The following is a 20,125-nucleotide window of genomic DNA, read 5'->3' as shown; positions in this document are numbered from 1 at the left end:
CCCGCCAATCCGGCCAGGGCAGACGCGATCATTGTCTTGACCGGCGGCCAGTCCCGCCTCGATGCCGCGATGGATCTGCTGGCGTCCGGCAAGGGCGAACGGCTGCTGATCAGCGGCGTGCATCCTTCGGCCAGCCGTCGCCAGCTGCAGGCGGCAACCGGCGGCGACAAGAATCTGTTCTCCTGTTGCGTCGACATCGACCGCGCCGCGCTCGACACGATCGGCAATGCCGAGGAAAGCGCCAAATGGGTCGAGAGCCACGCCTATGGCACGGTGATCCTCGTCACCAACAATTATCATATGCCGCGCAGCCTGCTGGAAATGGGCAGGCTGCTGCATGGCGCCAAGCTCGAGCCCTATCCGGTGGTCAATTCCAACCTCGACAATGGCGGCTGGCTGACCAAGCCGCGGGCATTGCGCGTGCTGTTCACCGAATACAACAAATATCTGCTTGCGCTGGCGCGCGGCATCGTGCCTGTCAAGCCGACGCCCAACGGCATCGCGCTGGCCGAAACCGCGGCCGGCGGCTGATTATTCCCCTGCGGCCGCGCCCGAATTTCCCCTGAGTCGTGCGATCTCCTGCTCAAGGCGTTCGATACGCTTGTCCCGCTCGCCGAGTGCCGCCGCGACGTCGGCTGCCTCGAACCGTTGCGGGATGTGCTGCGGGCAATTGGCATCCCAGGCCGAGACCGTGAACAGGACGACCTGCTCGGGGCGCGCTCTGTAGTCTTGCGGCATCAGCTTCGCCATCAGTTCGGCATCGTTCTCGACGACGCGCGCGGTGCCCCAGAGCTTGATGCGCTGGCGGTGCATATAGTCGATCAGGAACAGGAACGCCCTTGGATTGTCGGCCAGATTGCCCTGCGTGATGAACTGCCGGTTGCCGGAAAAATCCGCGAAGCCGATCGTATGTTCATCCAGCACCTTGAGGAAGCCGGCCGGCCCGCCGCGATGCTGGACATAGGGCTGCCCCTCGCGGTTGGCGGTCGACAGGAAGACGCTGGTCTGCATTTCGATGAAGGCGGCAAGATCCGGGGTGATGCCGGCCTGCCAGCCGCCACGCTCCTCGACGCGGGCGTAGGACTGACGTGAGCCTTTGCGGGCCTGGATCGCCTTGACGGTCGGCGTGAAGGCGACGTCGCTGGTGAAAGCATGCGCGTTCATCGAAAGCTTCCTTGCGGCAAGATGCTAAAGTCCGAGCTCCGACAGTGTCGGGTGGTCGTCCGGCCGCCGGCCGAGCGGCCAGTGATACTTGCGATCGGCCTCGCCGATCGGCAGGTCGTTGATGCTGGCGATGCGCAGGCGCATCAGCCCGTGTTCGTCGAATTCCCAGTTCTCGTTGCCGTAGCTGCGGAACCATGAACCGCTGTCGTCGTGCCATTCGTAGGCGAAACGCACGGCGATGCGGTTGCCGTGGAAGGCCCAGACCTCCTTGATCAGCCGGTAGTCGAGCTCACGGCTCCATTTGCGCGTCAGGAAGGCCTGGATAGCGTCGCGCCCTTGCAGGAATTCGGCGCGGTTGCGCCAGCGGCTGTCCTTTGTATAGGCGAGCGCGACCCGCGCTGGATCGCGTGAATTCCAGGCATCCTCGGCCATGCGCGCCTTCTGCGCTGCGGTCTCGGCGGTAAACGGCGGCAGCGGCGGGCGGGCTTCGGACATGGCAACTCCTGTGCGAGGCCATGCTGCAGGCAGGGCCGACAGACTGGAATATAAGCCTTCCATCATTCAAAGGCAGATGGCATATTCGTAACTTGTCCTTCCATTTTTCGGAAGAACCTATGGATCGTCTCGAGGCCATGTCGCTCTTTGTCGCCGCGGTGGAGGCCGGCAGCCTTTCCGCGGCCAGCCGCCGTTTCGGCATTCCGCTGGCGACGGTCAGCCGCAAGATTTCCGATCTCGAGCGCCATCTGAACACACGCCTCCTGAATCGTTCGACGCGACGGCTGACACCGACCGATGCCGGCCAGGCCTATCTTGCCGCCTGCCGCCGCATCCTGGACGACGTCGGCGAGGCCGAACGCACGGCCGCCGGCGAATACAGTGTTCCGACCGGCGAACTGGCCATCACCGCGCCGGTCGTCTTTGGCCGCCTGCACGTGCTGCCGGTCGTCACCGGCTTTCTCGCCGCCTATCCCGACGTGGACATCCGCCTGACATTGGCCGATCGCATAACCCAGCTGGTCGAGGACCATTTCGATCTCGCCATCCGCATCGGCCGATTGCCCGATTCGAGCCTGGTCGCCATCGGCGTCGGCGCGATCCGCCGCGTCGTCTGCGCCAGCCCGGCCTATCTGGCCGAACACGGCACGCCAACGACCCCGGAGGATCTGGAAACACACGATTGCATCACCTTCGAGGGGCTCGCCTCCGCCGCCAGTTGGAGCTTCATCAAGGGCAAGGCCGAAATCCCGGTTCGGGTCCGCTCGCGGCTTCAGGTCAACACCGCCGAAGCGGCCATCGATGCCGCGATTGCCGGCGTCGGGCTGACGCGTGTGCTTTCCTACCAGATCGAAGCCGCGCTGCGGTCCGGCGCGCTGCGCGTCCTGCTGCAGGAATTCGAGCCGGCGCCATGGCCGGTAAGCCTGGTGCATGCGGGCCATGGCCTGCTGCCGGTCAAGCTGCGCGCCTTCCTCGATTTTGCCGCTCCGCGCCTGAAGGCGCGGCTGGCGCGGCTGATGTAGCGGAACCAGGCCAACCCATCGGTGGCCGTTCTTCGTCGCCAACCAAAGCGCCTGCGGCCATTTCCTTTTTTCCCGCGCTTGGTGTAACCAACGCTCACCTCCTCACCGGGCTCCCCCAATGCTCTACATCAGATCGCTGACGTTCAATTTCGTCTTCTACGTCAACCTGATCGTCCAGATGATCCTCTGGACCCCCTACTATTTCCTGTCGCCCCGGCACCGCGCCTGGTTCGTGCCGAAATTCTGGTCGCGCACCTCGATGTGGCTTTACGAGAAGATCGCCGGAACGAAGAACGAGATCACCGGCCGGGAAAACCTGCCCGAAGGCTCCTTCATCCTGGCACCAAAGCATCAGTCGTTCTGGGACGCGATCGCCTTCTTCCCCTTCCTTCAGGACCCGCTCTACATCCTCAAGCGCGAGCTGACCTGGATCCCGTTCTTCGGCTGGTACATCATGAAGATGCGCATGATCCCGGTTCATCGCGGCAGCCGTTCGAAAGCACTGAAGGCCGTGGTCGCCGCGACCAAGGAAGAGATGGCGCGCAACCCTCGCCAGCTCATCATCTACCCCGAAGGGACAAGACGCGCGCCGGGCGACGAACCGGCCTACAAATACGGCATCGTCGAAATCTACACGCAGCTTGGTGTTCCGGTGGTGCCGGTTGCCCATGTCGCCGGCCTCTATTGGCCGCGCCGCAAATTCCTGCGCTATCCCGGCACCATCAAGGCGCGTTTCCTGCCGCCGATTCCACCGGGACTGAGCAAGGACGAATTCATGGCCCGGCTGATCGGCGAGACCGAAGCTGCCTGCGACCAGTTCCTGATTGATGCGGCGCGCGGCCCGAACCCGCCTGCCTTGCCGCCGACAGCGGCGAAAAGGCTGCAAGAGCTGGACAACGCCGCAAGAACCAAAGTCTGAACCGGAAGTCTCCGGCCGGCAGTTCTCAGCCGAACACCGCCAGCGCGGTGGTCAATACCAGCGTCACGGCAAAGATCAGGTTGATGATCCGCGAGGCCGCCGGCCGGCGCAGGAAGCGCGCGAACCCAGCCCCCGCGACAAGCCACAGAGCGTGGATGGCAACGATCATCAGGGCGAGAACCGTCAGCTTCAGCCATAGACCAGGCTCAGTGGCGCCCTGTTTGGACGAAGCACCGGCGAACACGGCGGCGATCGCCACATAGGCCTTTGGATTGGCGACCGCGAGAAGAAATCCAGCCAGCCATGTGGGACGCGAAGCCTCGGCGGCGTGCGCCGCCAGCGGCGATGCCGTGGCTATCTTGAAGGCGAGATAGAGGATGTAGGCCGCGGAGGCCAAAGCCAGCAACGGCGCCAGCTTCGGCATCGAGGTGAGCACTGCCATGACCCCGGTCGCGACAACCAAAAGCACGGCGATCGTGCCCAGGATGATTCCCCAGGCATAGCCCAGGGAATGGCGCAAACCGAAGGCGGCACCAACGGCGGTGACGCTTATCGTTGCCGGCCCCGGGCTGCCCATGACGACGGCGGAGGCAAGCACGAGCGCGCACAACTGGCGCCAAAGATCCGGCTGCAAAAGAAGCGGCTCAGTCATCTCACCCTCTGTCTTGCCCCGTGCGAAGGAGGCTATGGCAAGACAAGAGGGTCGTCTTGGACGTTCGTGCGAGGAGCGGCCGCCGAAACTTCAGTCGCTTGCTTTGTCGAGTTCGGCCATGTCGGCGGCGCTCAGCTTCAGCGACGCCGCCTTGATCAGGCTGTCCATCTGCTCGGGCTTGGTGGCGCTGGCGATCGGCGCGGTGACGCCCGGCCGAGCGATCACCCAGGCAAGCGCGACTTCCGCCTGCTTGGCCGAATGCCTTGATGACACCGCGTGGAGTGCCGCAAGGATGCGCATGCCGCGCGCATTGAGATAGTCCTTCACGCCGCCGCCACGCGGGCTTTGGCCGAGATCGGCCTCGCTGCGGTATTTGCCGCTGAGGAAACCTTTGGCCAGGCTGAAATAGGTGATGACGCCGATGTCCTCGGCCACGCACAGATCGCGCAACGGCCCGTCAAAGGATGAGCGATCGTAGAGATTGTATTCCGGCTGCAGCACCTCGTAGCGCGGCAGACTGCGCAGGCTCGCCACATCGAGTGCCGCACGCAACTGGCCGGCGTCGAGGTTAGAGCACCCGGCATAGCGAATCTTGCCCTTGGCGAGCAGCTTCTCGTAGGCGCCAAGCGTTTCCTCATAGGGCGTCGCAGGATCCGGCCAATGCGACAGATAGAGATCGATGAATTCGGTCTGCAGCCGCTTCAACGATGCGTCGACGGCCTTTTCGATGTAGGCGGCGGACAGGTCCTTGTGCCCCTGTCCCATATCCGAACCGACCTTGGTGATCACCACGACCTTGTCGCGATTGCCACGGTCTTTCATCCATTTACCGATGATGGTTTCCGATTCGCCGCCCTTGTGGCCTGGAACCCAGCGCGAATAGGCGTCCGCCGTATCGATGGCGTTGAGGCCGGCGCCGACGAAGCGGTCGAGCAGGTCGAACGAGGTTTTCTCGTCGGCAGTCCAGCCGAAGACGTTGCCGCCCAGAACCAGCGGCGCGATGGACAAGTCGGTGCGACCGAGACGACGTTTCTGCAAGGCGGATCTCCGGGATGATTGGGCGGGCAAATGGCGCCCGCGGGCTGAGGGTTGGAGCCTAACCTAGGTCTTGCCTGAACGAGGTCAAAGGCCTGGCGGCCTTTTTCCGCAGAGCCAGCTTCACAAAGGCGCGACCTGCCGCGCCACCTCTTCCAGCCAATGGTCGCGAATGCCCAGCGCCTCGAGATGCTCCAGCGTGCTCAGCACATAGTCCTCGTTGTTGCCGGACTGGCCGACCGCACCGCGCACCACGGCCGCCGCATCTGCAGCGTCGAGCGCTCCGGCATATTGCTCGTGCTGGCGGTCGACAATGTAAACCACCGCGTCGACCGTACCGCCGCCGTCGAGGCGAACCTTGAGCAGACGCTCCAGATAGACATTGGTGACCAGCTCGCGCTCGCGCAGATAGGCCATAACCTCGTCGCGCAAGTCGCCGGGGACGCGGAATGCGAGGCCGACGCAGGACCCGCCACGATCGAGGCCGAGCACCAGCCCCGGCCGCTCGCGCGTGCCGCGATGCACGAAGGAATAGACGCAGAGCGAGCGCCGGTAGCCATGCAGGCGGGCACGCTGTGTTTCGACATGCGCGAATCCCGGCCGCCAGATCAGCGAGCCATAGCCAAACACCCAAAAATCGCCCATATCGCCGCGCCTGATTGCAAAAGATGCCAACACCGCACCCGGACCGGTGTTTTTTCCGCCCGTCCCGTCTAACTATTCGTCTGTCCACCTGGCGGAATCGACTACCCGTCCGCAATACCCATGCGTTAACGAGAGCCAAAGCATGACGTCAAGTGACGAACGCCAGCCGAACAAACGTCGCCGCCTGATCTGGCTTGCAGCATTCATCGTCGTGCTGTTCGCCCTCTACAGCGGCGGCTGGTTCTATCTGGCTGACCGCGTCAGGAGCGAGGCCGACAAGGCGGTTGCCACGCTCAACAAGAATGGCGTCGAGGCCGGCTGCGCCAATCTCCAGGTCAGCGGCTATCCCTTGAGCTTTACCGTCTCCTGCGACAACCTCGCCTATGAGGACGATGCCAAGAACATTGCGGCCTCGGCCGGAAGTTTCAACGCAGCCGCCCAGATCATCCAGCCTCTGTCGCCGGTTGCCAATCTGCGCGGCCCGCTCAGGACCTCCGTTCCGGACATGGTGCCGCTGTGGATCGACTGGGACAATCTGCAGGCCAATTTCAAATTGTGGTGGCCGCTGCCGCGGCGGATTTCGCTGGAGGCAGAGGGCCTTTCCGGCCAGACCGATCCGGCCGACGATACCGATCCGGTGCAACTGTTCAGTGCCGGCAAGGCATCAGGTCAGTTGCAGCCCAACGGCGAGGATATCGACTATCTCGGCAGTTTCGGCGATCTCGAGGTCGACCCCGACGCAATTGGCGGGCGCGTGCTTCCGGTGTTCGATGCCAGCGGCGACGTGACATTGAAGAACGGCGTCGCACTGATCGGCACGCGGGTGAAGAGCCTTCGTGGCCAGGCGATCGAAATCCGCAACCTTGACCTGTCGTCGGGGACGGCGCGCATCACCGTTTCGGGACCGCTCTCCGTCGACGCCGAGGGCCTGGTCAACGCCGACCTGATGATCAGGTTGAAGGACCCGAAGGCGGTGGCGGCCATCCTCGGTACCGCCATACCCGAGCAGAAAAGCCAGATCGAGCAGGGTTTTTCTGCCCTGGCGGTGCTCGGCAACGAACCGTCCATGCCGCTGAAGGTGGTCAGGGGCAAGGCCTCGCTCGGCTTCATTCCGCTGGGCAAGATCAAGCCGGTCGAATAGCTCAGCCATGGCAAAACCGGTGAAGCTGCTGAGCGTTGGCGCATTGACGCTGGACACCATCCTGCGCGTCGAGACGCTGCCCATACATCAGGGCAAGTTCATGGCCTCCGACGGCGTCCAGATCGCCTCGGGCATGGCCACCAGCGCCGCCTGCGCTGCCCATCGCCTGGGCGCCGAAGTATCGCTGTGGGCGAGTGCCGGCGACGATGCCGTCGCCGACCAGCTCATCGCCGGCATAGAGGCCGAAGGCGTCGATTGCACCTTCGTGCGGCGCGTCAGAGGTGCCCGCTCGGCGCTGGCCTCGATCCTGGTCGACGCGCATGGCGAGCGCATCATCGTGCCGTTCTATGACAGGCTTGCCCAGGCCGATCCCGATGTCCTGCCGGTCGCCGACCTCATGGCATTCGATGCCGTTCTGGTAGATGTCCGCTGGCCGGGTGCGGCGGCACTCGCCCTGAAGGCGGCGCGCGCCATCAGCCGTCCGGCGATCCTCGATGCCGACACCGCGCCGCTGGAGGTCCTTGAGCAGTTGTTGCCGCTCGCTACGCACATCATCGCTTCGGAGCCGGCAGCGCGCATCGTCTGCGGCCAGGCGCTCGATCCGGAAACGGCTTGCGCCGATCTCGCCAGCCGCACCGACGCTTTTGTCGCAGTGACAGGCGGCGCGGCGGGCAGTTGGTGGCACGACCGTCGCGCTGGCTGCGTGCGCCATGTCGCGGCGCCGAAAATCAAGGCGGTCGACACGCTCGCCGCCGGCGATGTCTTTCACGGCGCCTTCGCCGTCGGGCTGGCGGAAGCCATGCCGGTCGAGCAGGCTTTGCGGTTTGCCAGTGCGGCCGCGGCGCTCAAATGCCTGCGCTTCGGCGGCAGGCTTGGCGCGCCGAACCGAGCCGAGACGCTGGCCATGGTTGCGCAGACCTGGCCTGCCTGAGACAGACCTAGCCCTTCGCGGGGTGCTCGACCGCCTGACGGCCGAAATCGGGAACGTCGATGTCCTGGCCGGCTTCGATGATCGAGCGGCGCACGGCGCGGGTGCGGGTGAACAGGTCGAAGAGTTTTTCGCCGTCGCCCCAGCGGATTGCGCGCTGCAGCGACGCCAGATCTTCCGAGAACCGCGCCAGCATTTCGAGGATGGCGTCCTTGTTGTGCAGGCAGACATCCCGCCACATGGTCGGATCGGAGGCGGCAAGGCGGGTGAAGTCGCGGAAGCCGGAAGCCGAATATTTGATCACTTCGGATTTGGTCACCGACTGCAGATCATCGGCGGTGCCGACGATGTTGTAGGCGATGATGTGCGGCAGATGCGAGACGATGGCCAGCGTCATATCGTGATGCTGGGGATCCATCGTGTCGATGTTGGCGCCGCAGCGCCGCCAGAACTCCGACAGCCTCTCCAACGCGTCCGGGTCGGTGTCGGGCAGCGGCGTGAAGATGCACCAGCGATTGTCGAACAGGTCGGCGAAACCGGCGTCGGGGCCGGATTTTTCTGTGCCCGCCAGCGGGTGGCCGGGAATGAAATGGACACCTTCAGGCACATAAGGCTGCATTTGCGCAATGACAGACGCCTTGGTCGAGCCGACATCGGTGAGGATCGCGCCCGGCTTCAGCGCCGGCGCGATTTCCTCGGCAACCGCGCCGGACGAGCCGACCGGCACCGAAATGATGACCAGGTCGGCATCGCGGACAGCTTCTCTCGCATCGGTGCTATAGCCATCGCCCAGCCCAAGCTCCTCGGCCCGTGCCAGCGTCGCCGCACTGCGGGTCGAGATGGATACGTGGCGGGCGAGGCCCTCGCGGCGGATGACGCGGGCCAGCGACGAGCCGATCAGGCCGATGCCGACCAGCGCGATCTTTTCAAACATCGGTGATGTCATGGTTTCTAGCTTTTCAGGAATGTCGTGAGAGCGGCGACAACGCCGCGATTGGCCTCTTCGGTACCGACGGTCATGCGCAGCGCGTTGGGAAAGCCATAGCCCGAAACGCGCCGCAATATATAGCCGCGCGCCGTCAGATAGTCGTCCGCCGCCGCTGCCGAATGTTTCTGGTCCTCGGGAAAATGAATGAGGATGAAATTGCCGACGCTGGGCGTCACCCGCAACCCAAGCTTTGTGAATTCCGCACTCAGCCAGGCCAGCCAGGTCTCGTTGTGCGCCACGCTGCGCTCGACATGGGCGCGATCGCGAATGGCGGCGATGCCGGCCTCGATCGCCGTCGCATTGACGTTGAAGGGGCCGCGTACGCGGTTGATGGCGTCGACGATGTGCATCGGCGCATACATCCAGCCGATCCGCGCCCCGCCAAGGCCGATCTTGGAGAAGGTCCGGGTCATCACCACGTTCTCTGCGCTGCCGACCAGTTCGATGCCGGCCTCATAGTCGTTGCGGCGGACATATTCGGCATAGGCCGCGTCGAGCACCAGAAGCACGTTCTTCGGCAGTGCGGCATGCAGACGCCGCACCTCCTGGAATGGCACATAGGTGCCGGTCGGGTTGTTGGGATTGGCGAGGAACACGATCTTGGTGCGCGGCGTGACGGCGGCCAGGACGGCGTCGATATCGGCGCGCTCGTCTGTTTCCTTGATCGTCACCGGAACGGCGCCCGCCGACTGGATGTAGATCTTGTAGACCATGAAGGCGTGTTCGGTGATGACGGCCTCGTCGCCGGGCGCCAGATAGGTCTGCGCCAGCAGGCCGAGGATCTCGTCGGAGCCGTTGGAGCAGATGATGTTCTGCGGGTTGAGGCCATGCACCTCGGCGATCGCTTCGCGCAGCCGCCTGGCGGTGCCATCTGGATAGACGTCAAGCTTGCCGGCAATCTCGCGCGCGGCTTCGATCGCCTTCGGTGAGGGCCCGAGCGGGTTCTCGTTGGAGGACAGCTTGTGGACCTTGGCGACGCCGGCAGGCGCCGTGCTCTTGCCCGGCACATAGGCGTCTATGTCCATGATGCCCGCGCGCGGGGTTGGACGTGCCTGGTCCGGTGTCTGGCTCATGTCGCAATATCCGTCGAGAACGCTTCCTGAGGGAAGCCGCAGCGGAAATACAAGCCGTGGCCTGCAATGTCGAGAGGCGACAGCCTCCCGCCCAAGGCAGGCCGTTGACGCCGGCGCGCCACAGCCCTAGAAGGGGAGCGAACTTCCGTGGTGATTTGGCCGGTCGGCTTGCAGCCACGTTAAACAACTTGCTAAAGGGCCGTTTGCATCCTGTAACCGGCTTTGCGACCGCAATGCCGGTTTTTTGTTGTCCGCGCCGGCCGGACACCCGTATCGGCATCGACTTTCGACGAGTGCGATGCGTGGGCTCAAAGTGTGAGATGGATGTCATGGCCGTTCTGCGTGCCCGCAAAACCAACAACGAGGTCGACCAACCGTCGAGCCCGGTTTTGCGTTTTGGATCCGACAAGCCGCTCAAGCTGGACGCCGGTACGCTGCTGTCACCGTTCCAGATCGCCTACCAGACCTACGGCACGCTGAACGATGCCCGCTCCAACGCCATCCTCGTCTGCCATGCGCTGACCGGAGACCAGCACGTCGCCAGCACCAATCCGGTGACCGGCAAGCCAGGCTGGTGGGAAGTGCTGATCGGGCCCGGCAAGATCATCGACACCAATCGTTTCTTCGTCATCTGCTCCAACGTCATCGGCGGTTGCCTTGGGTCCACCGGCCCGGCCTCGACCAATCCCGCCACCGGCAAGCCCTATGGGCTTGACCTGCCGATCATCACCATCCGCGACATGGTGCGGGCGCAGCAGATGCTGATCGACCATTTCGGCATCGAGAAACTGTTTTGCGTGCTCGGCGGCTCGATGGGCGGCATGCAGGTGCTGGAATGGGCGTCGAGCTATCCGGAGCGCGTCTTCTCGGCACTGCCGATCGCCACCGGCGCGCGCCATTCCTCGCAGAACATCGCCTTTCATGAGGTTGGCCGGCAGGCTGTCATGGCCGATCCGGACTGGCATGGCGGCAAATATTTCGAGCACGGCAAACGCCCGGAAAAGGGCCTGGCGGTAGCGCGCATGGCCGCCCACATCACTTACCTGTCGGAAGCCGCCCTGCACCGCAAGTTCGGCCGCAATCTGCAGGATCGCGAAGCGCTGACCTTCGGCTTCGACGCCGACTTCCAGATCGAAAGCTATCTGCGCCATCAGGGCATGACCTTCGTCGATCGCTTCGACGCCAATTCCTACCTCTACATGACGCGATCGATGGACTATTTCGACCTCGCCGCAGACCATGGCGGCCGGTTGGCCGACGCTTTCGCCGGCACGAAAACCCGCTTCTGCCTGGTGTCCTTCACCTCGGATTGGCTGTTCCCGACCGAGGAGAGCCGCTCGATCGTGCATGCGCTCAACGCCGCCGGCGCATCGGTATCCTTCGTCGAGATCGAGACCGACCGAGGCCACGACGCATTCCTGCTCGACGAGCCGGAACTGTTTGCCGCGATAAACGGCTTCATCGGCTCGGCGGCCCGGGCGAGAGGGCTGAGCGCATGATCTCGAAAAATTGCAGGCTTTTCCGATCGGGATCACGCGCCAGGCGGGAGGCGAAGCCATGAGCGTCAACCGCGACCAGCGCGTCGACCTCGAAGTCGTCGCCAACCTCATCCCGCCACAGTCGCGCGTGCTCGATGTCGGCTCGGGCGACGGCTCGCTGCTCGAACTGCTACAGGACACCAAGCAAGTCGACGGCCGTGGACTCGAGCTGTCGCAGCGCGGCGTCAACGAATGTGTGGCGCGCGGCCTCTCGGTCATCCAGGGCGATGCCGACAAGGATCTCGAATTCTATCCCGACAAGGGCTTTGACTTCGTCGTCCTGTCGCAGACGCTGCAGGCCACCCGCAACCCCAAGCTGGTGCTGGACGAACTGCTCAGGATCGGCAACCGCGCCATCGTCTCCTTCCCCAATTTCGGCCATTGGCGTGTGCGCCTGTCGCTGTTCCTCAACGGCCGCATGCCGGTGACCAAGGACCTGCCCTATTCCTGGTACGACACGCCCAACATCCACTTCTGCACCATCCGCGATTTCGTCAATCTGTGCGACGAACTCGGCGCGACAGTCGAGAAGGCAACCGCCCTCGACGCCGCCGGCCAGAAGATCGGCTTGTCGATGCCGTGGTGGTTCTGGAATTTCTTCGGCCAGCAGGCAGTGTTCTTGCTGAAACGGTAATTTCCGCACCGATCAAAGACCCGACTCGCCAAGCAACAGTGTGTTTGCCGCCGAGCAAAGTCGCCCTGTATGACGATCGCGAACCAGTGTAAATGGCGTCGACTGTTTGACAGCGGGCTAGTGCGGCTATAGCCACACTGACGGCTCGGGGGGGCAAAAATGGTCGAAGAACGCGCAACTTATTCACTCGTCGTCGAAATGGAGAATGCAAAGTCGATCGACTGGGACGAGATCGGCGTTGGGATGAAGGCCTTGGCTCGGGAAATCTCATCGGTTTCAGCAACCGGTTCAGCGCGACCAAGGATCGTCATCTCTCACGGCGGAGCAGAGTCGGACAAAGAGGCGTTGCGTCGTGAGATTTCGAATGAGGCCCCGCAGCTCGGTCAGGTTGCCGAACTCGTCTTCACAGCTTTCCCTGGTGGCCGATATTACGACCTGAAGAACAACGGTATGCTGGCATCGGATGGAGATATCGTCATCTTTCTGGATTCCGACGTGGTCGCGGAACCAGGATGGCTATCAGGACTGCTTGAACCCTTTGAAAACTCTGAAGTTATCTGCGCAAACGGATATACATACCTTTCATACGACGACTTCTTTTCAAGAACCTTTGCGTTGATCTGGTTTTTCCCGATGGCCCGTGGAGACGGTCGATTTGCCTCGAAGCGAGCGATCAACGCCAACAATGTAGCGTTTCGACGCGAGTGGATCCTCAGCCATCCTTTTCCAAAACATAACGGCTTCAAGGTTTCCTGCACTTTGCTGATGCGCGAACTGCTGCGGGAGGGCCACAAAATTCATAATGTCAACGCACGCGTTTATCACTATTCGCCGCGGGGCTGGCGGTTCTTTTACTGGCGCGCCCTGGTTACAGGTCGCGACGCCGACCGGAAGTTCGTTGCGCTCAATTCGCCGAGCCGCACGCGACGGATAGTCAAGTCCTTCAGCCGGTGGCTCACCATGTCATGGCGCACGACACGACGGATCGTAGGCCATGCCCGGGAAACCGGGATGCCGCTTTGGCAGGTTCCCTTTTCTTTGATTGTCGGTCAGGCTTTTTATGGTTTGGCGTTTTGGGGCCAGTTCAGTTTCGCAACTGGCATGGTTCGCGACAAAATCGAAACGGTGCCAGACTATGTTGGGCATAGCTAGACGCTGTACCGCCATTCCTTGAACCGCAGTTCAGCGTCCAATTGATCCTTGATCCGGCGATTGCTCCAGAATATCCGTGGCCTTGTGCGGATGTTCGACGCCGTCGACGAACACCACATCGGCCTCCGAATTGTCCGTGCGCAGCGCCAGTATCGCTTGGTAGGCCGGCGAATTGTACCAGCCATGCACATGCTGCCTGTCGGGAAATTCTATGATGATCAGATGGCCAGGCCAGTCCTTCTCGATCGCCTCCACATCGCCGCCATGGACCAGAAAACGGCCGCCGAAAGGTTCCAGCGTGGCATCTATCCTATGCAGATATTCGACGATCTGCGGACCCATTGTGGCTTGGCGCATATGGGCGACGGCGTAAGCGGCCATGACTGAACTCCCTTGTCATCGAAGCCGAGTTGCCGGCCTCTGCATGGGCAATCTGACCAAAGGCCGAGCGCTAAGCGATTACGTCTGAGGTAATGAGATGTATGCTATCTGTCATGATGGGTTGCTTCCATGGTGATTCGTAATGCTATGTGCGGCGGTGCTGTTGCAATTGGAACGCTAAGAGCGGGGATTCGTTGTCTCGCCTGGATTGAGTACCGGCACGGTGGGTGACAGGGGCAGTCGTTTTTTATAGCGTCGCGCCGACTGTGATGTGGTGTAGAGAAAGGGAAGTCCAATCCATTCGACCGTTCTGAAAATCGAAAAGTCCTGGACAGACGCGCAACCCTGCGCAGGAAACAGCTGACAGACATGGCCGGGATCGATCCAGTACCTCTCATCACGGTCATTACGCCGACCCACAACCGACGCGAAACAGTGTTGCGCGCCGTGGAAAGCGTATTCTCCCAGAGCATGTCGAGGTTTGAGCACATTGTCGTCGACGATGGTTCGACCGATGGGACCGAAGCGGCGCTGGCCCGCATCCAGGACCCGCGGCTAATCTATGTCGGGGCGAAATGGCGAGGCGCCAACGCCGCCAGGAATGCCGGCATCGAGCGGGCGCGGGCGCCGTTGGTGACGTTCCTCGATTCCGACGACATCTACATGCCGCACCGGCTTGAACGAACCCTGACCTGGTTCGATGAAAATCCTGCACTGCAAGTGCTGATCAGTTCGTTCGTGTCCCTGAAGGGCAATCGCATCACAAACTGCGCCAACCCCGAGGCATTCGTGAGCCCCGCAATGCTTGAGCGGACGCTGGTTGGGCAGACCATCTTCATCGCCGGCTCCGCGATCACTGCTCGCCGTGAAGCCTTGCTGGCCATCGGCGGCTACGACAGCGACATCACCCGCATGCAGGATCGCGAATTGCTGCTGCGCCTTGCCCGGCGCTTCGGTGCGCAACTGTCCGAGGACCTCGACTGGACGAAATACAATTCGGAGAACTCGATTTCCGGCCGCCGTGACGGCTATGTCGAGGCCTATGCGAACCTGATGGGCAAACATCCTCATATTGCCCACGCCTACCCGCACATTCCGCCTTACATGATCTCGCGGCAGCTCATCGCCGATATCCTGCGAGGCAGGATACCGGAGGCATTCCAGGGCTATATGGCCAACCGTTCGTCGAAAGCGCTTGGCTACTCGCTGCCGGAATTGATGCAAGGCTATGTCCATGGCCGACGCTGGCGCCGCGATCTCTCCAACGAGTTTCGCAACCAATGTGGCGCCCGGCTCGCCTGAACCCAGAGCAACTCCAGGAAAATCGTGGAACGGTTTTCCCTCCGGATTGCGTGAACCGCACTATCGAGAGCTCAGCGGTCAAGTTCGGGAAAATACGGATCCGATAAAAACCGCCTGTCCCGTTCGCCCTGCAGGCAGTCTATCGGCTTGGCCGCGTCGACGGGGGTGATTCTCGCCTTGTCCCGAATGCCGCTCACTTCGAGGATCAGCTTGCGCCGGATGGCTGTCGAAAACTCCGCGGCGGCATAGATGGGCAGCACGAAGGAACCGGGCCCGCCGGTCACGCACTGCGCGTAATACTGGTCGAGATGGCTGAAGGTGGGCGACGGGCTGATCAGGATCGGCAGGCCGTTGACGACGATGCCTTTGGCAGTCGCCGCATCACGCGTCGCGGTGACTGGCGGCCCGATATTGTTCGGTCCGTCGCCCGAAATGTCGATGACGCTACGTTCGCCCTGGAAAGACGTGCGGTCGAAAAGCTCGGCACCGAAGGCCAGCGCGCCGGAAATCGAAGTGCCGCGAAAGCTGCGGAACGGGCGCGCCGCGACCTCGTCGGCAAAGCTGTTGGCGCTCTCGGCACTATCGATGATCTGCCAGCCGATGACCGCGTCGTCGCGCACCGTGCCGGCCCACTCGAAATAGGTCAGCGCTATGCGGCCCGTGGCGCCGGCCCGGACAGCCTTGATGAAGTCGGGATGCCGCAGCGCCTCGACATAACCGGCGCGCTGCAGCGCGAACTCCTTCTCGTCCATCGACAGCGAGATGTCGACTGCCAGCACCAGCTCGACGTCGATGGCGAGCGCATCCCGCGGCGAGGCGGCGGGAGCAGCCTGGGCGCAGGCAAGACAGGCAAGCAGGCGCAGAGCATCAAGCATGGCCGTCACGAGGTTGTTCTCCCGAAGAGCTTCCCTCGCGATCACGGCAAAATAAAGCTTTGCTTCCCCGTCCGGATATCAGCTCATTTCTTGCGGCGGGCGGCGACTGGCGGCGGTTCGATCGCGCCGGCTCTGACGCGGGCGGGCTTCAGCGCTGGCGCACCGGAATCCTTGACGATCGTCAACGCGCGCGGGAAGAAGTGGTTGTTGTGCTGGCCGCGCCCGATGTTGAGGATCGCTGTCGCCGGCAAACGCTTCTCGAGCATCGACAGCACGCGTCTTAGCGATGGGCCGTCGAATGCATCCAGCGCCTCGTCGATGATCACCCATTTCGGCTGCCGCAACGCGAGCCTGGCGAAGGCCAGCGAGCGCTGTTCGTCATCGCCCAACTCATGGTCCCAACGCCCGGCGCGGTCGAGCGATGAGGATAGCCGTCCCAGACCGACCTCGGCCAGCACCGCCGAAATGTCGGCATCGTCCGCCGGCGCGGGGCCGTTCGGGTGATCGAGGACTTCGCGCAATGTGCCGACTGGAAAATAAGGCACGCGCGGCACGAATATGGGGGTTTCTCCCGCCGGCAGGCCGATCCGGCCGCTTCCCCATGGCCACAGGCCGGCAATGGCACGAAAGAACAGCGTCTTGCCCGCACCGGGATCGCCGGTGATCATGACGCGCTCGCCGGGGCGGATTTCGACATGCGGGTCGGCGAGCCTGGTGCAGCCCTCCGGCGAGGCCACTTCGAGCTTCTCGAAAGTCAGGCTGCCACTGACGTTTTGGCCGAAGGCGATGCGCTTTTCGGTGTCGTGCAACGCATCGGTTTCATCGAGCGCGATGCGGAAATCGGCCACGCGCATCAGCGTGGCGCGCCAATCGGCAATGCTGCCGATGTTGTTGATGAACCAGCGCAAGGAGGAGTGGACCTGGTTGAATGCGCCGACCGCCATCATCAGCCCGCCAAAGCTGATATCACCTGAGAAATAGACAGGCGAAGCAACCAGTATGGGCGCCACGACGGTGATCCAGCCATAGGTGTCGGTCACCCAGGACAGGTTGATCTGGGCGGTGTAGATGCGCCGCATGGCGCCCAGCACCGTGCCGAGATCGAGTTCGAGCCGCCGCCTGGCGTCGGCCTCGCCATGATACAACGCGATGGCATCGACATTCTCGTTGACGCGCACCATCGAGGAGCGCAGCTCGGCTTCGCGTGTATAGCGGTCGCTGTTCAGGCGGATGAGCGGCCGCCCGACCAGCCAACTCAGCCAGGAGGCGATGCCGGCGTAAAGGATGGCGGCCCAGACCATGTAGCCCGGTATGGCCAGCGAGGTCCCGCCGATGTGGAACACGAAGCCCGAGGACAGCTCCCACAGCACGCCGACGAAGGACACGAGCAGGATGCACGACTGCAGCAGGCCGACGCCGAGATCGGTTGACAGATCGGACAGATGCGCGGCGTCCTGCTGCATGCGCTGGTCGGGATTGACGCCGATGGCGCCGGCATTGGCCAGACGGAAGGCGCGCGCCGGCCGCATCCATTGATCGATCAGATCCAGCGTCAGCGCCTCGCGCAGCTTGAGCCTGATCATCTGGTTGAGCCAGGTCTGGCCGATATTGAGCACCAGAAGTCCCCCGGCTATGGCCGCGAAGACGAGGAGCTGGTGCAAAAAGGCCGCCATGTCGCGGCGGGCAAGCGCATCGTAGAAAGGCTGGTTCCAGCGGTTGAGCAGAACCTGGCCGATCGACGTTGCGATGATCACGGCCATGATGCCGACCGATGTCCACAGCAACCATCTGCGAACCGGCGATCCCGCAAGCGCCCGCCGGATCGTCATCACCTGATCGTGCAGGCTGCTGGCCTCGACCGCCACGGCAACCGGCTGGACGGCGGCGGCATTGTCCGGTTGATCAGCCATGGCCGAGGTCCTTGCGTCAGTGCTGCAACCGGATGGAGAAACTTGACAGGCGTTCGTATGGGCTGCCGGATGGGCTGTCGGTCTGCTTGCGACAGATAGGCAGGGAAACGACGTCAGGCACGCTTGCCGCGATCACGAAGCCGTCACCCGCGCAGCCAAGGGCTTGGCATCCGCTTTGTGACGGCCAAGCCGGGTGGCGCCATGCGGCGACAGCACCGGCACGAAGACGCGGCGCGATGCGCGCTGCGCCACCGGCACGCCTTGATAGAGCCGCTTCTGCGCCTCGACCACGATGACCCCGGAAAAGATCGGCCACAGCCGCCGGCCGGCGCGCTCCAGTACATTGTGGAAGCGCATCATGAAACGGCGCCGCGATGGCGGAAAGAACAGCGCATCGGACCAAGCGGCGGGCGTGAAATTGGCCTCGCGCAGCAGTTCCGTAAGCTGGCCTCGCGAAAAGGGCCGGCCGTTGCCGAATGGGGTGTGCTCGAAGCGCGCCCAGACACCGCGCCGGTTGGGCACGACGATGACCACCCGGCCGGCCGGCGACAGCACGCGCCAGATCTCGTTCAGCGTCTCACGCGGGTTCTCGACATGTTCGAGCGAATGGACGAGCAGCATGCGGTCGATGCAGGAATCGACCAGCGGCAGTTCCTCGTCGAAGACCAGTGCCGTCGCCGTCGGCCCCGTCGCCGGCCACACCACCGCGCCTTGCGTTGCCGGCATGAAGGCGAAGACCCGCTCGGCGTCGCTGCCGAACCGCTCCAGCCACGGCAAGGTGTAGCCCAGACCAACCAGCCGCTCGTTGGGAACGGCCGCCCATATCGACGACAACGCCATGGTGATCGAACGCTCGGCGAACCGGCCGAGCGTTGTCGAATAGAACGAGCGAAGATCGACGATGTCGGAATGCATGGCAGGGATGTAGCCGTGATGTCGCCAGGTTTCAACAAAAGGCCGCGACGACCCGACATTCCGGGAATGTCATTCGACATCCGGGATGACATCGACCCGCAAGCGCCCTATGTCTGCGGCCATAACGGAGAGATGTGATGCCGGTCGAAATCGAACAGTTCATGTGTCGCAGCGACAATTTCGGCGTGCTGGTTCATGACCCCAAAAGCGGCCAGACCGCGATCATCGATGCGCCCGAGGAAGCGCCAATCTTGGCCGCGATAAAGCGCACCGGCTGGACGCCGACGATGATCCTGACCACACATCATCACATGGATCACGTTGAGGCCAATCTGGCGCTCAAGGAGCGCTTCAAGCTGCGCATCGTCGGTCCAGAGGCCGAAAAGGCCAAGATCCCCGGCATAGACGAGACCGTCGAAGACGGCTCGGTTCTCCATCTTGGCGATGAAAGGATCGAAGTCATCGCCACCCCCGGCCACACTGCCGGCCACGTTTCCTATTATTTGCCGGCCTCGAGCGTGGCGTTCACCGCCGACACGCTGTTTGCGCTGGGTTGTGGGCGGCTGTTCGAATGCAAGCCGCCGGTAATGTATGATTCGCTGAAGAAGCTGGCTGCACTTCCAGCTGAAACGGCCATCTATTGCGGCCACGAATACACGCTCTCCAACGCCCGTTTCGCGCTGACCGTCGATCCGTCCAATTCAGCATTGAAGGAACGCGCCGCCAGGATCGAAAAGCTGCGCGCCGAGAACAAGCCGACGCTGCCGACGACGATCGGCGAGGAACTGTCGACCAATCCCTTCCTGCGCTGGCACGACCCGGCGATCCGCAAGCATCTTGGGCTGGAGAAGGCTTCCGACGCCGAGGTCTTTGCCGAAATCCGCAAGCGCAAGGACAACTTCTAGAGCCCGTGATATCGTCGACGCCATGACCAGCTCCGCCGAAATCATCGCGACGCTCGGGCTGAAGCCGCATCCGGAAGGCGGCTGGTATGCCGAGACCTTTCGCGATGGCACTGGCGGCGCGCGCGGCCATTCGACCGCCATTTATTTCCTGCTTGAGGAGCATCAGGTTTCGGCCTGGCACCGGGTCAAGGACGCCGCCGAGGTCTGGCATTTCCATGCCGGCGCCCCGCTGGCACTGGCAATGTGGGAAGAAGGCAGCACCGTTGTGGAGCAGGTGCTTGGAATCGATCTCGCAGCCGGTGAGCGGCCGCAGATCGTCGTGCCGGCGGGCCGGTGGCAATCGGCGCGCAGCCTCGGCGAATGGACGCTGGTCGGCTGCACCGTCGCGCCGGGCTTCGAGTTTGCCGCCTTCGAACTGGCAGCACCCGGCTGGCAGCCGAAACAACCGTAG

The 20,125-nt window shown here is 63.0% G+C and carries 22 protein-coding genes and 1 riboswitch; of the genes, 11 read left to right on the top strand and 11 right to left on the bottom strand.

Annotated elements, in window-relative coordinates; translation table 11 throughout:
• A partial coding sequence (locus tag EN955_RS07675) for a YdcF family protein (protein WP_164748037.1) occupies positions 1-531 on the top strand: 531 nt, incomplete at its 5' end.
• Here the strand turns inward: EN955_RS07675 and EN955_RS07670 are convergent.
• Both EN955_RS07670 and EN955_RS07665 read right to left on the bottom strand, forming a co-directional pair.
• The gene (locus tag EN955_RS07670) at positions 532-1,164 is read right to left on the bottom strand and encodes a pyridoxamine 5'-phosphate oxidase family protein (RefSeq protein ID WP_024503761.1); all 633 of its coding nucleotides are present in this window, start codon (positions 1,162-1,164) and stop codon (positions 532-534) included. It abuts the gene before it with no gap.
• 24 nt (positions 1,165-1,188) lie between these two features.
• Positions 1,189-1,659 carry a DUF1348 family protein gene (locus EN955_RS07665; RefSeq protein ID WP_024503760.1) on the bottom strand — a complete coding sequence of 157 codons (471 nt, stop codon included), beginning with the start codon at positions 1,657-1,659 and terminating at the stop codon, positions 1,189-1,191.
• A gap of 119 nt (positions 1,660-1,778) precedes the next feature.
• Between EN955_RS07665 and EN955_RS07660 the strand changes: the two genes are divergently transcribed.
• Both EN955_RS07660 and EN955_RS07655 read left to right on the top strand, forming a co-directional pair.
• Complete coding sequence (locus EN955_RS07660) at positions 1,779-2,681, top strand: LysR family transcriptional regulator (protein WP_013529395.1); 903 nt, start codon at positions 1,779-1,781, stop codon at positions 2,679-2,681.
• Positions 2,682-2,799: 118 nt separating this feature from the next.
• The gene (locus tag EN955_RS07655) at positions 2,800-3,600 is read left to right on the top strand and encodes a 1-acyl-sn-glycerol-3-phosphate acyltransferase (RefSeq protein WP_024503759.1); all 801 of its coding nucleotides are present in this window, start codon (positions 2,800-2,802) and stop codon (positions 3,598-3,600) included.
• Positions 3,601-3,625: 25 nt separating this feature from the next.
• Here EN955_RS07655 and EN955_RS07650 read toward each other — a convergent pair whose 3' ends face one another.
• The 3 genes from EN955_RS07650 to EN955_RS07640 form a co-directional block, all read right to left on the bottom strand.
• Positions 3,626-4,252 carry a LysE family translocator gene (locus EN955_RS07650; protein WP_024503758.1) on the bottom strand — a complete coding sequence of 209 codons (627 nt, stop codon included), beginning with the start codon at positions 4,250-4,252 and terminating at the stop codon, positions 3,626-3,628.
• A 90-nt stretch (positions 4,253-4,342) separates the two neighbouring features.
• A complete protein-coding gene (locus EN955_RS07645; RefSeq protein WP_024503757.1) occupies positions 4,343-5,290 on the bottom strand; it encodes an aldo/keto reductase in 948 nt (315 codons plus the stop codon).
• Positions 5,291-5,410: 120 nt separating this feature from the next.
• Entirely contained in the window at positions 5,411-5,932 is a 522-nt protein-coding gene (locus tag EN955_RS07640; RefSeq protein ID WP_024503756.1) for a gamma-glutamylcyclotransferase, read from the bottom strand.
• 142 nt (positions 5,933-6,074) lie between these two features.
• On the opposite strand from EN955_RS07640, the gene EN955_RS07635 reads away from it, so the two are divergent.
• Complete coding sequence (locus EN955_RS07635) at positions 6,075-7,073, top strand: DUF2125 domain-containing protein (protein WP_024503755.1); 999 nt, start codon at positions 6,075-6,077, stop codon at positions 7,071-7,073.
• 7 nt (positions 7,074-7,080) lie between these two features.
• On the top strand, positions 7,081-8,004 hold the full coding sequence (locus tag EN955_RS07630) for a sugar kinase (RefSeq protein WP_024503754.1): 924 nt from the start codon (positions 7,081-7,083) through the stop codon (positions 8,002-8,004).
• A gap of 7 nt (positions 8,005-8,011) precedes the next feature.
• Here the strand turns inward: EN955_RS07630 and EN955_RS07625 are convergent, their stop codons facing one another.
• Positions 8,012-8,947, bottom strand: coding sequence for a prephenate/arogenate dehydrogenase family protein (locus EN955_RS07625; protein WP_024503753.1), 936 nt, complete (start codon positions 8,945-8,947; stop codon positions 8,012-8,014).
• 5 nt (positions 8,948-8,952) lie between these two features.
• On the bottom strand, positions 8,953-10,062 hold the full coding sequence (gene hisC / locus EN955_RS07620) for a histidinol-phosphate transaminase (protein WP_024503752.1): 1,110 nt from the start codon (positions 10,060-10,062) through the stop codon (positions 8,953-8,955).
• Positions 10,063-10,199: 137 nt separating this feature from the next.
• Positions 10,200-10,277, top strand: a riboswitch (SAM riboswitch).
• A 114-nt stretch (positions 10,278-10,391) separates the two neighbouring features.
• On the opposite strand from hisC, the gene EN955_RS07615 reads away from it, so the two are divergent.
• The 3 genes from EN955_RS07615 to EN955_RS07605 all read left to right on the top strand — a co-directional run bounded on the left by EN955_RS07615 (position 10,392) and on the right by EN955_RS07605 (position 13,386).
• Positions 10,392-11,561 (top strand): homoserine O-acetyltransferase, encoded by a 1,170-nt coding sequence (locus tag EN955_RS07615; protein ID WP_013529386.1) that lies wholly within the window; start codon positions 10,392-10,394, stop codon positions 11,559-11,561.
• A 58-nt stretch (positions 11,562-11,619) separates the two neighbouring features.
• Positions 11,620-12,234 (top strand): methionine biosynthesis protein MetW, encoded by a 615-nt coding sequence (gene metW / locus EN955_RS07610; protein WP_013529385.1) that lies wholly within the window; start codon positions 11,620-11,622, stop codon positions 12,232-12,234.
• A 159-nt stretch (positions 12,235-12,393) separates the two neighbouring features.
• A complete protein-coding gene (locus EN955_RS07605; protein WP_024503751.1) occupies positions 12,394-13,386 on the top strand; it encodes a glycosyltransferase in 993 nt (330 codons plus the stop codon).
• A 30-nt stretch (positions 13,387-13,416) separates the two neighbouring features.
• Here the strand turns inward: EN955_RS07605 and EN955_RS07600 are convergent, their stop codons facing one another.
• Positions 13,417-13,767, bottom strand: coding sequence for a DUF1330 domain-containing protein (locus tag EN955_RS07600; protein ID WP_024503750.1), 351 nt, complete (start codon positions 13,765-13,767; stop codon positions 13,417-13,419).
• Positions 13,768-14,136: 369 nt separating this feature from the next.
• On the opposite strand from EN955_RS07600, the gene EN955_RS07595 reads away from it, so the two are divergent.
• On the top strand, positions 14,137-15,069 hold the full coding sequence (locus tag EN955_RS07595; RefSeq protein ID WP_024503749.1) for a glycosyltransferase family 2 protein: 933 nt from the start codon (positions 14,137-14,139) through the stop codon (positions 15,067-15,069).
• Positions 15,070-15,140: 71 nt separating this feature from the next.
• Here EN955_RS07595 and EN955_RS07590 read toward each other — a convergent pair whose 3' ends face one another.
• From EN955_RS07590 to EN955_RS07580, 3 genes are all read right to left on the bottom strand, one after another.
• Positions 15,141-15,944, bottom strand: coding sequence for a DUF1194 domain-containing protein (locus tag EN955_RS07590; RefSeq protein WP_024503748.1), 804 nt, complete (start codon positions 15,942-15,944; stop codon positions 15,141-15,143).
• 83 nt (positions 15,945-16,027) lie between these two features.
• The gene (locus EN955_RS07585) at positions 16,028-17,854 is read right to left on the bottom strand and encodes an ABC transporter ATP-binding protein/permease (protein WP_024503747.1); all 1,827 of its coding nucleotides are present in this window, start codon (positions 17,852-17,854) and stop codon (positions 16,028-16,030) included.
• Between the two features lie 132 nt (positions 17,855-17,986).
• Positions 17,987-18,769, bottom strand: coding sequence for a methyltransferase domain-containing protein (locus EN955_RS07580; protein ID WP_013529379.1), 783 nt, complete (start codon positions 18,767-18,769; stop codon positions 17,987-17,989).
• Positions 18,770-18,906: 137 nt separating this feature from the next.
• On the opposite strand from EN955_RS07580, the gene gloB reads away from it, so the two are divergent.
• Complete coding sequence (gloB, locus tag EN955_RS07575; RefSeq protein WP_013529378.1) at positions 18,907-19,674, top strand: hydroxyacylglutathione hydrolase; 768 nt, start codon at positions 18,907-18,909, stop codon at positions 19,672-19,674.
• A gap of 22 nt (positions 19,675-19,696) precedes the next feature.
• Complete coding sequence (locus tag EN955_RS07570; RefSeq protein WP_024503746.1) at positions 19,697-20,125, top strand: cupin domain-containing protein; 429 nt, start codon at positions 19,697-19,699, stop codon at positions 20,123-20,125.

It is taken from the genome of Mesorhizobium sp. M7A.F.Ca.CA.001.04.2.1 (assembly GCF_003998485.1).
Taxonomy (GTDB): Bacteria; Pseudomonadota; Alphaproteobacteria; order Rhizobiales; family Rhizobiaceae; genus Mesorhizobium; species Mesorhizobium ciceri.
The sequence above is the reverse complement of the archived record's forward strand: the minus strand, read 5'-3'. Positions and strand labels throughout refer to the sequence as shown.

Coding starts and splice junctions, on each gene's coding strand:
- EN955_RS07670 (WP_024503761.1), bottom strand. CDS start 1,164: ATGAACGCGCATGCTTTCACCAGCGACGTCGCCTTCACGCCGACCGTC.
- EN955_RS07635 (WP_024503755.1), top strand. CDS start 6,075: ATGACGTCAAGTGACGAACGCCAGCCGAACAAACGTCGCCGCCTGATC.
- gloB (WP_013529378.1), top strand. CDS start 18,907: ATGCCGGTCGAAATCGAACAGTTCATGTGTCGCAGCGACAATTTCGGC.
- metW (WP_013529385.1), top strand. CDS start 11,620: ATGAGCGTCAACCGCGACCAGCGCGTCGACCTCGAAGTCGTCGCCAAC.
- EN955_RS07660 (WP_013529395.1), top strand. CDS start 1,779: ATGGATCGTCTCGAGGCCATGTCGCTCTTTGTCGCCGCGGTGGAGGCC.
- EN955_RS07615 (WP_013529386.1), top strand. CDS start 10,392: ATGGCCGTTCTGCGTGCCCGCAAAACCAACAACGAGGTCGACCAACCG.
- EN955_RS07570 (WP_024503746.1), top strand. CDS start 19,697: ATGACCAGCTCCGCCGAAATCATCGCGACGCTCGGGCTGAAGCCGCAT.
- EN955_RS07590 (WP_024503748.1), bottom strand. CDS start 15,944: ATGCTTGATGCTCTGCGCCTGCTTGCCTGTCTTGCCTGCGCCCAGGCT.
- EN955_RS07640 (WP_024503756.1), bottom strand. CDS start 5,932: ATGGGCGATTTTTGGGTGTTTGGCTATGGCTCGCTGATCTGGCGGCCG.
- EN955_RS07605 (WP_024503751.1), top strand. CDS start 12,394: ATGGTCGAAGAACGCGCAACTTATTCACTCGTCGTCGAAATGGAGAAT.
- EN955_RS07655 (WP_024503759.1), top strand. CDS start 2,800: ATGCTCTACATCAGATCGCTGACGTTCAATTTCGTCTTCTACGTCAAC.
- EN955_RS07595 (WP_024503749.1), top strand. CDS start 14,137: ATGGCCGGGATCGATCCAGTACCTCTCATCACGGTCATTACGCCGACC.
- EN955_RS07585 (WP_024503747.1), bottom strand. CDS start 17,854: ATGGCTGATCAACCGGACAATGCCGCCGCCGTCCAGCCGGTTGCCGTG.
- EN955_RS07600 (WP_024503750.1), bottom strand. CDS start 13,767: ATGGCCGCTTACGCCGTCGCCCATATGCGCCAAGCCACAATGGGTCCG.
- EN955_RS07665 (WP_024503760.1), bottom strand. CDS start 1,659: ATGTCCGAAGCCCGCCCGCCGCTGCCGCCGTTTACCGCCGAGACCGCA.
- EN955_RS07625 (WP_024503753.1), bottom strand. CDS start 8,947: ATGACATCACCGATGTTTGAAAAGATCGCGCTGGTCGGCATCGGCCTG.
- hisC (WP_024503752.1), bottom strand. CDS start 10,062: ATGAGCCAGACACCGGACCAGGCACGTCCAACCCCGCGCGCGGGCATC.
- EN955_RS07630 (WP_024503754.1), top strand. CDS start 7,081: ATGGCAAAACCGGTGAAGCTGCTGAGCGTTGGCGCATTGACGCTGGAC.
- EN955_RS07650 (WP_024503758.1), bottom strand. CDS start 4,252: ATGACTGAGCCGCTTCTTTTGCAGCCGGATCTTTGGCGCCAGTTGTGC.
- EN955_RS07580 (WP_013529379.1), bottom strand. CDS start 18,769: ATGCATTCCGACATCGTCGATCTTCGCTCGTTCTATTCGACAACGCTC.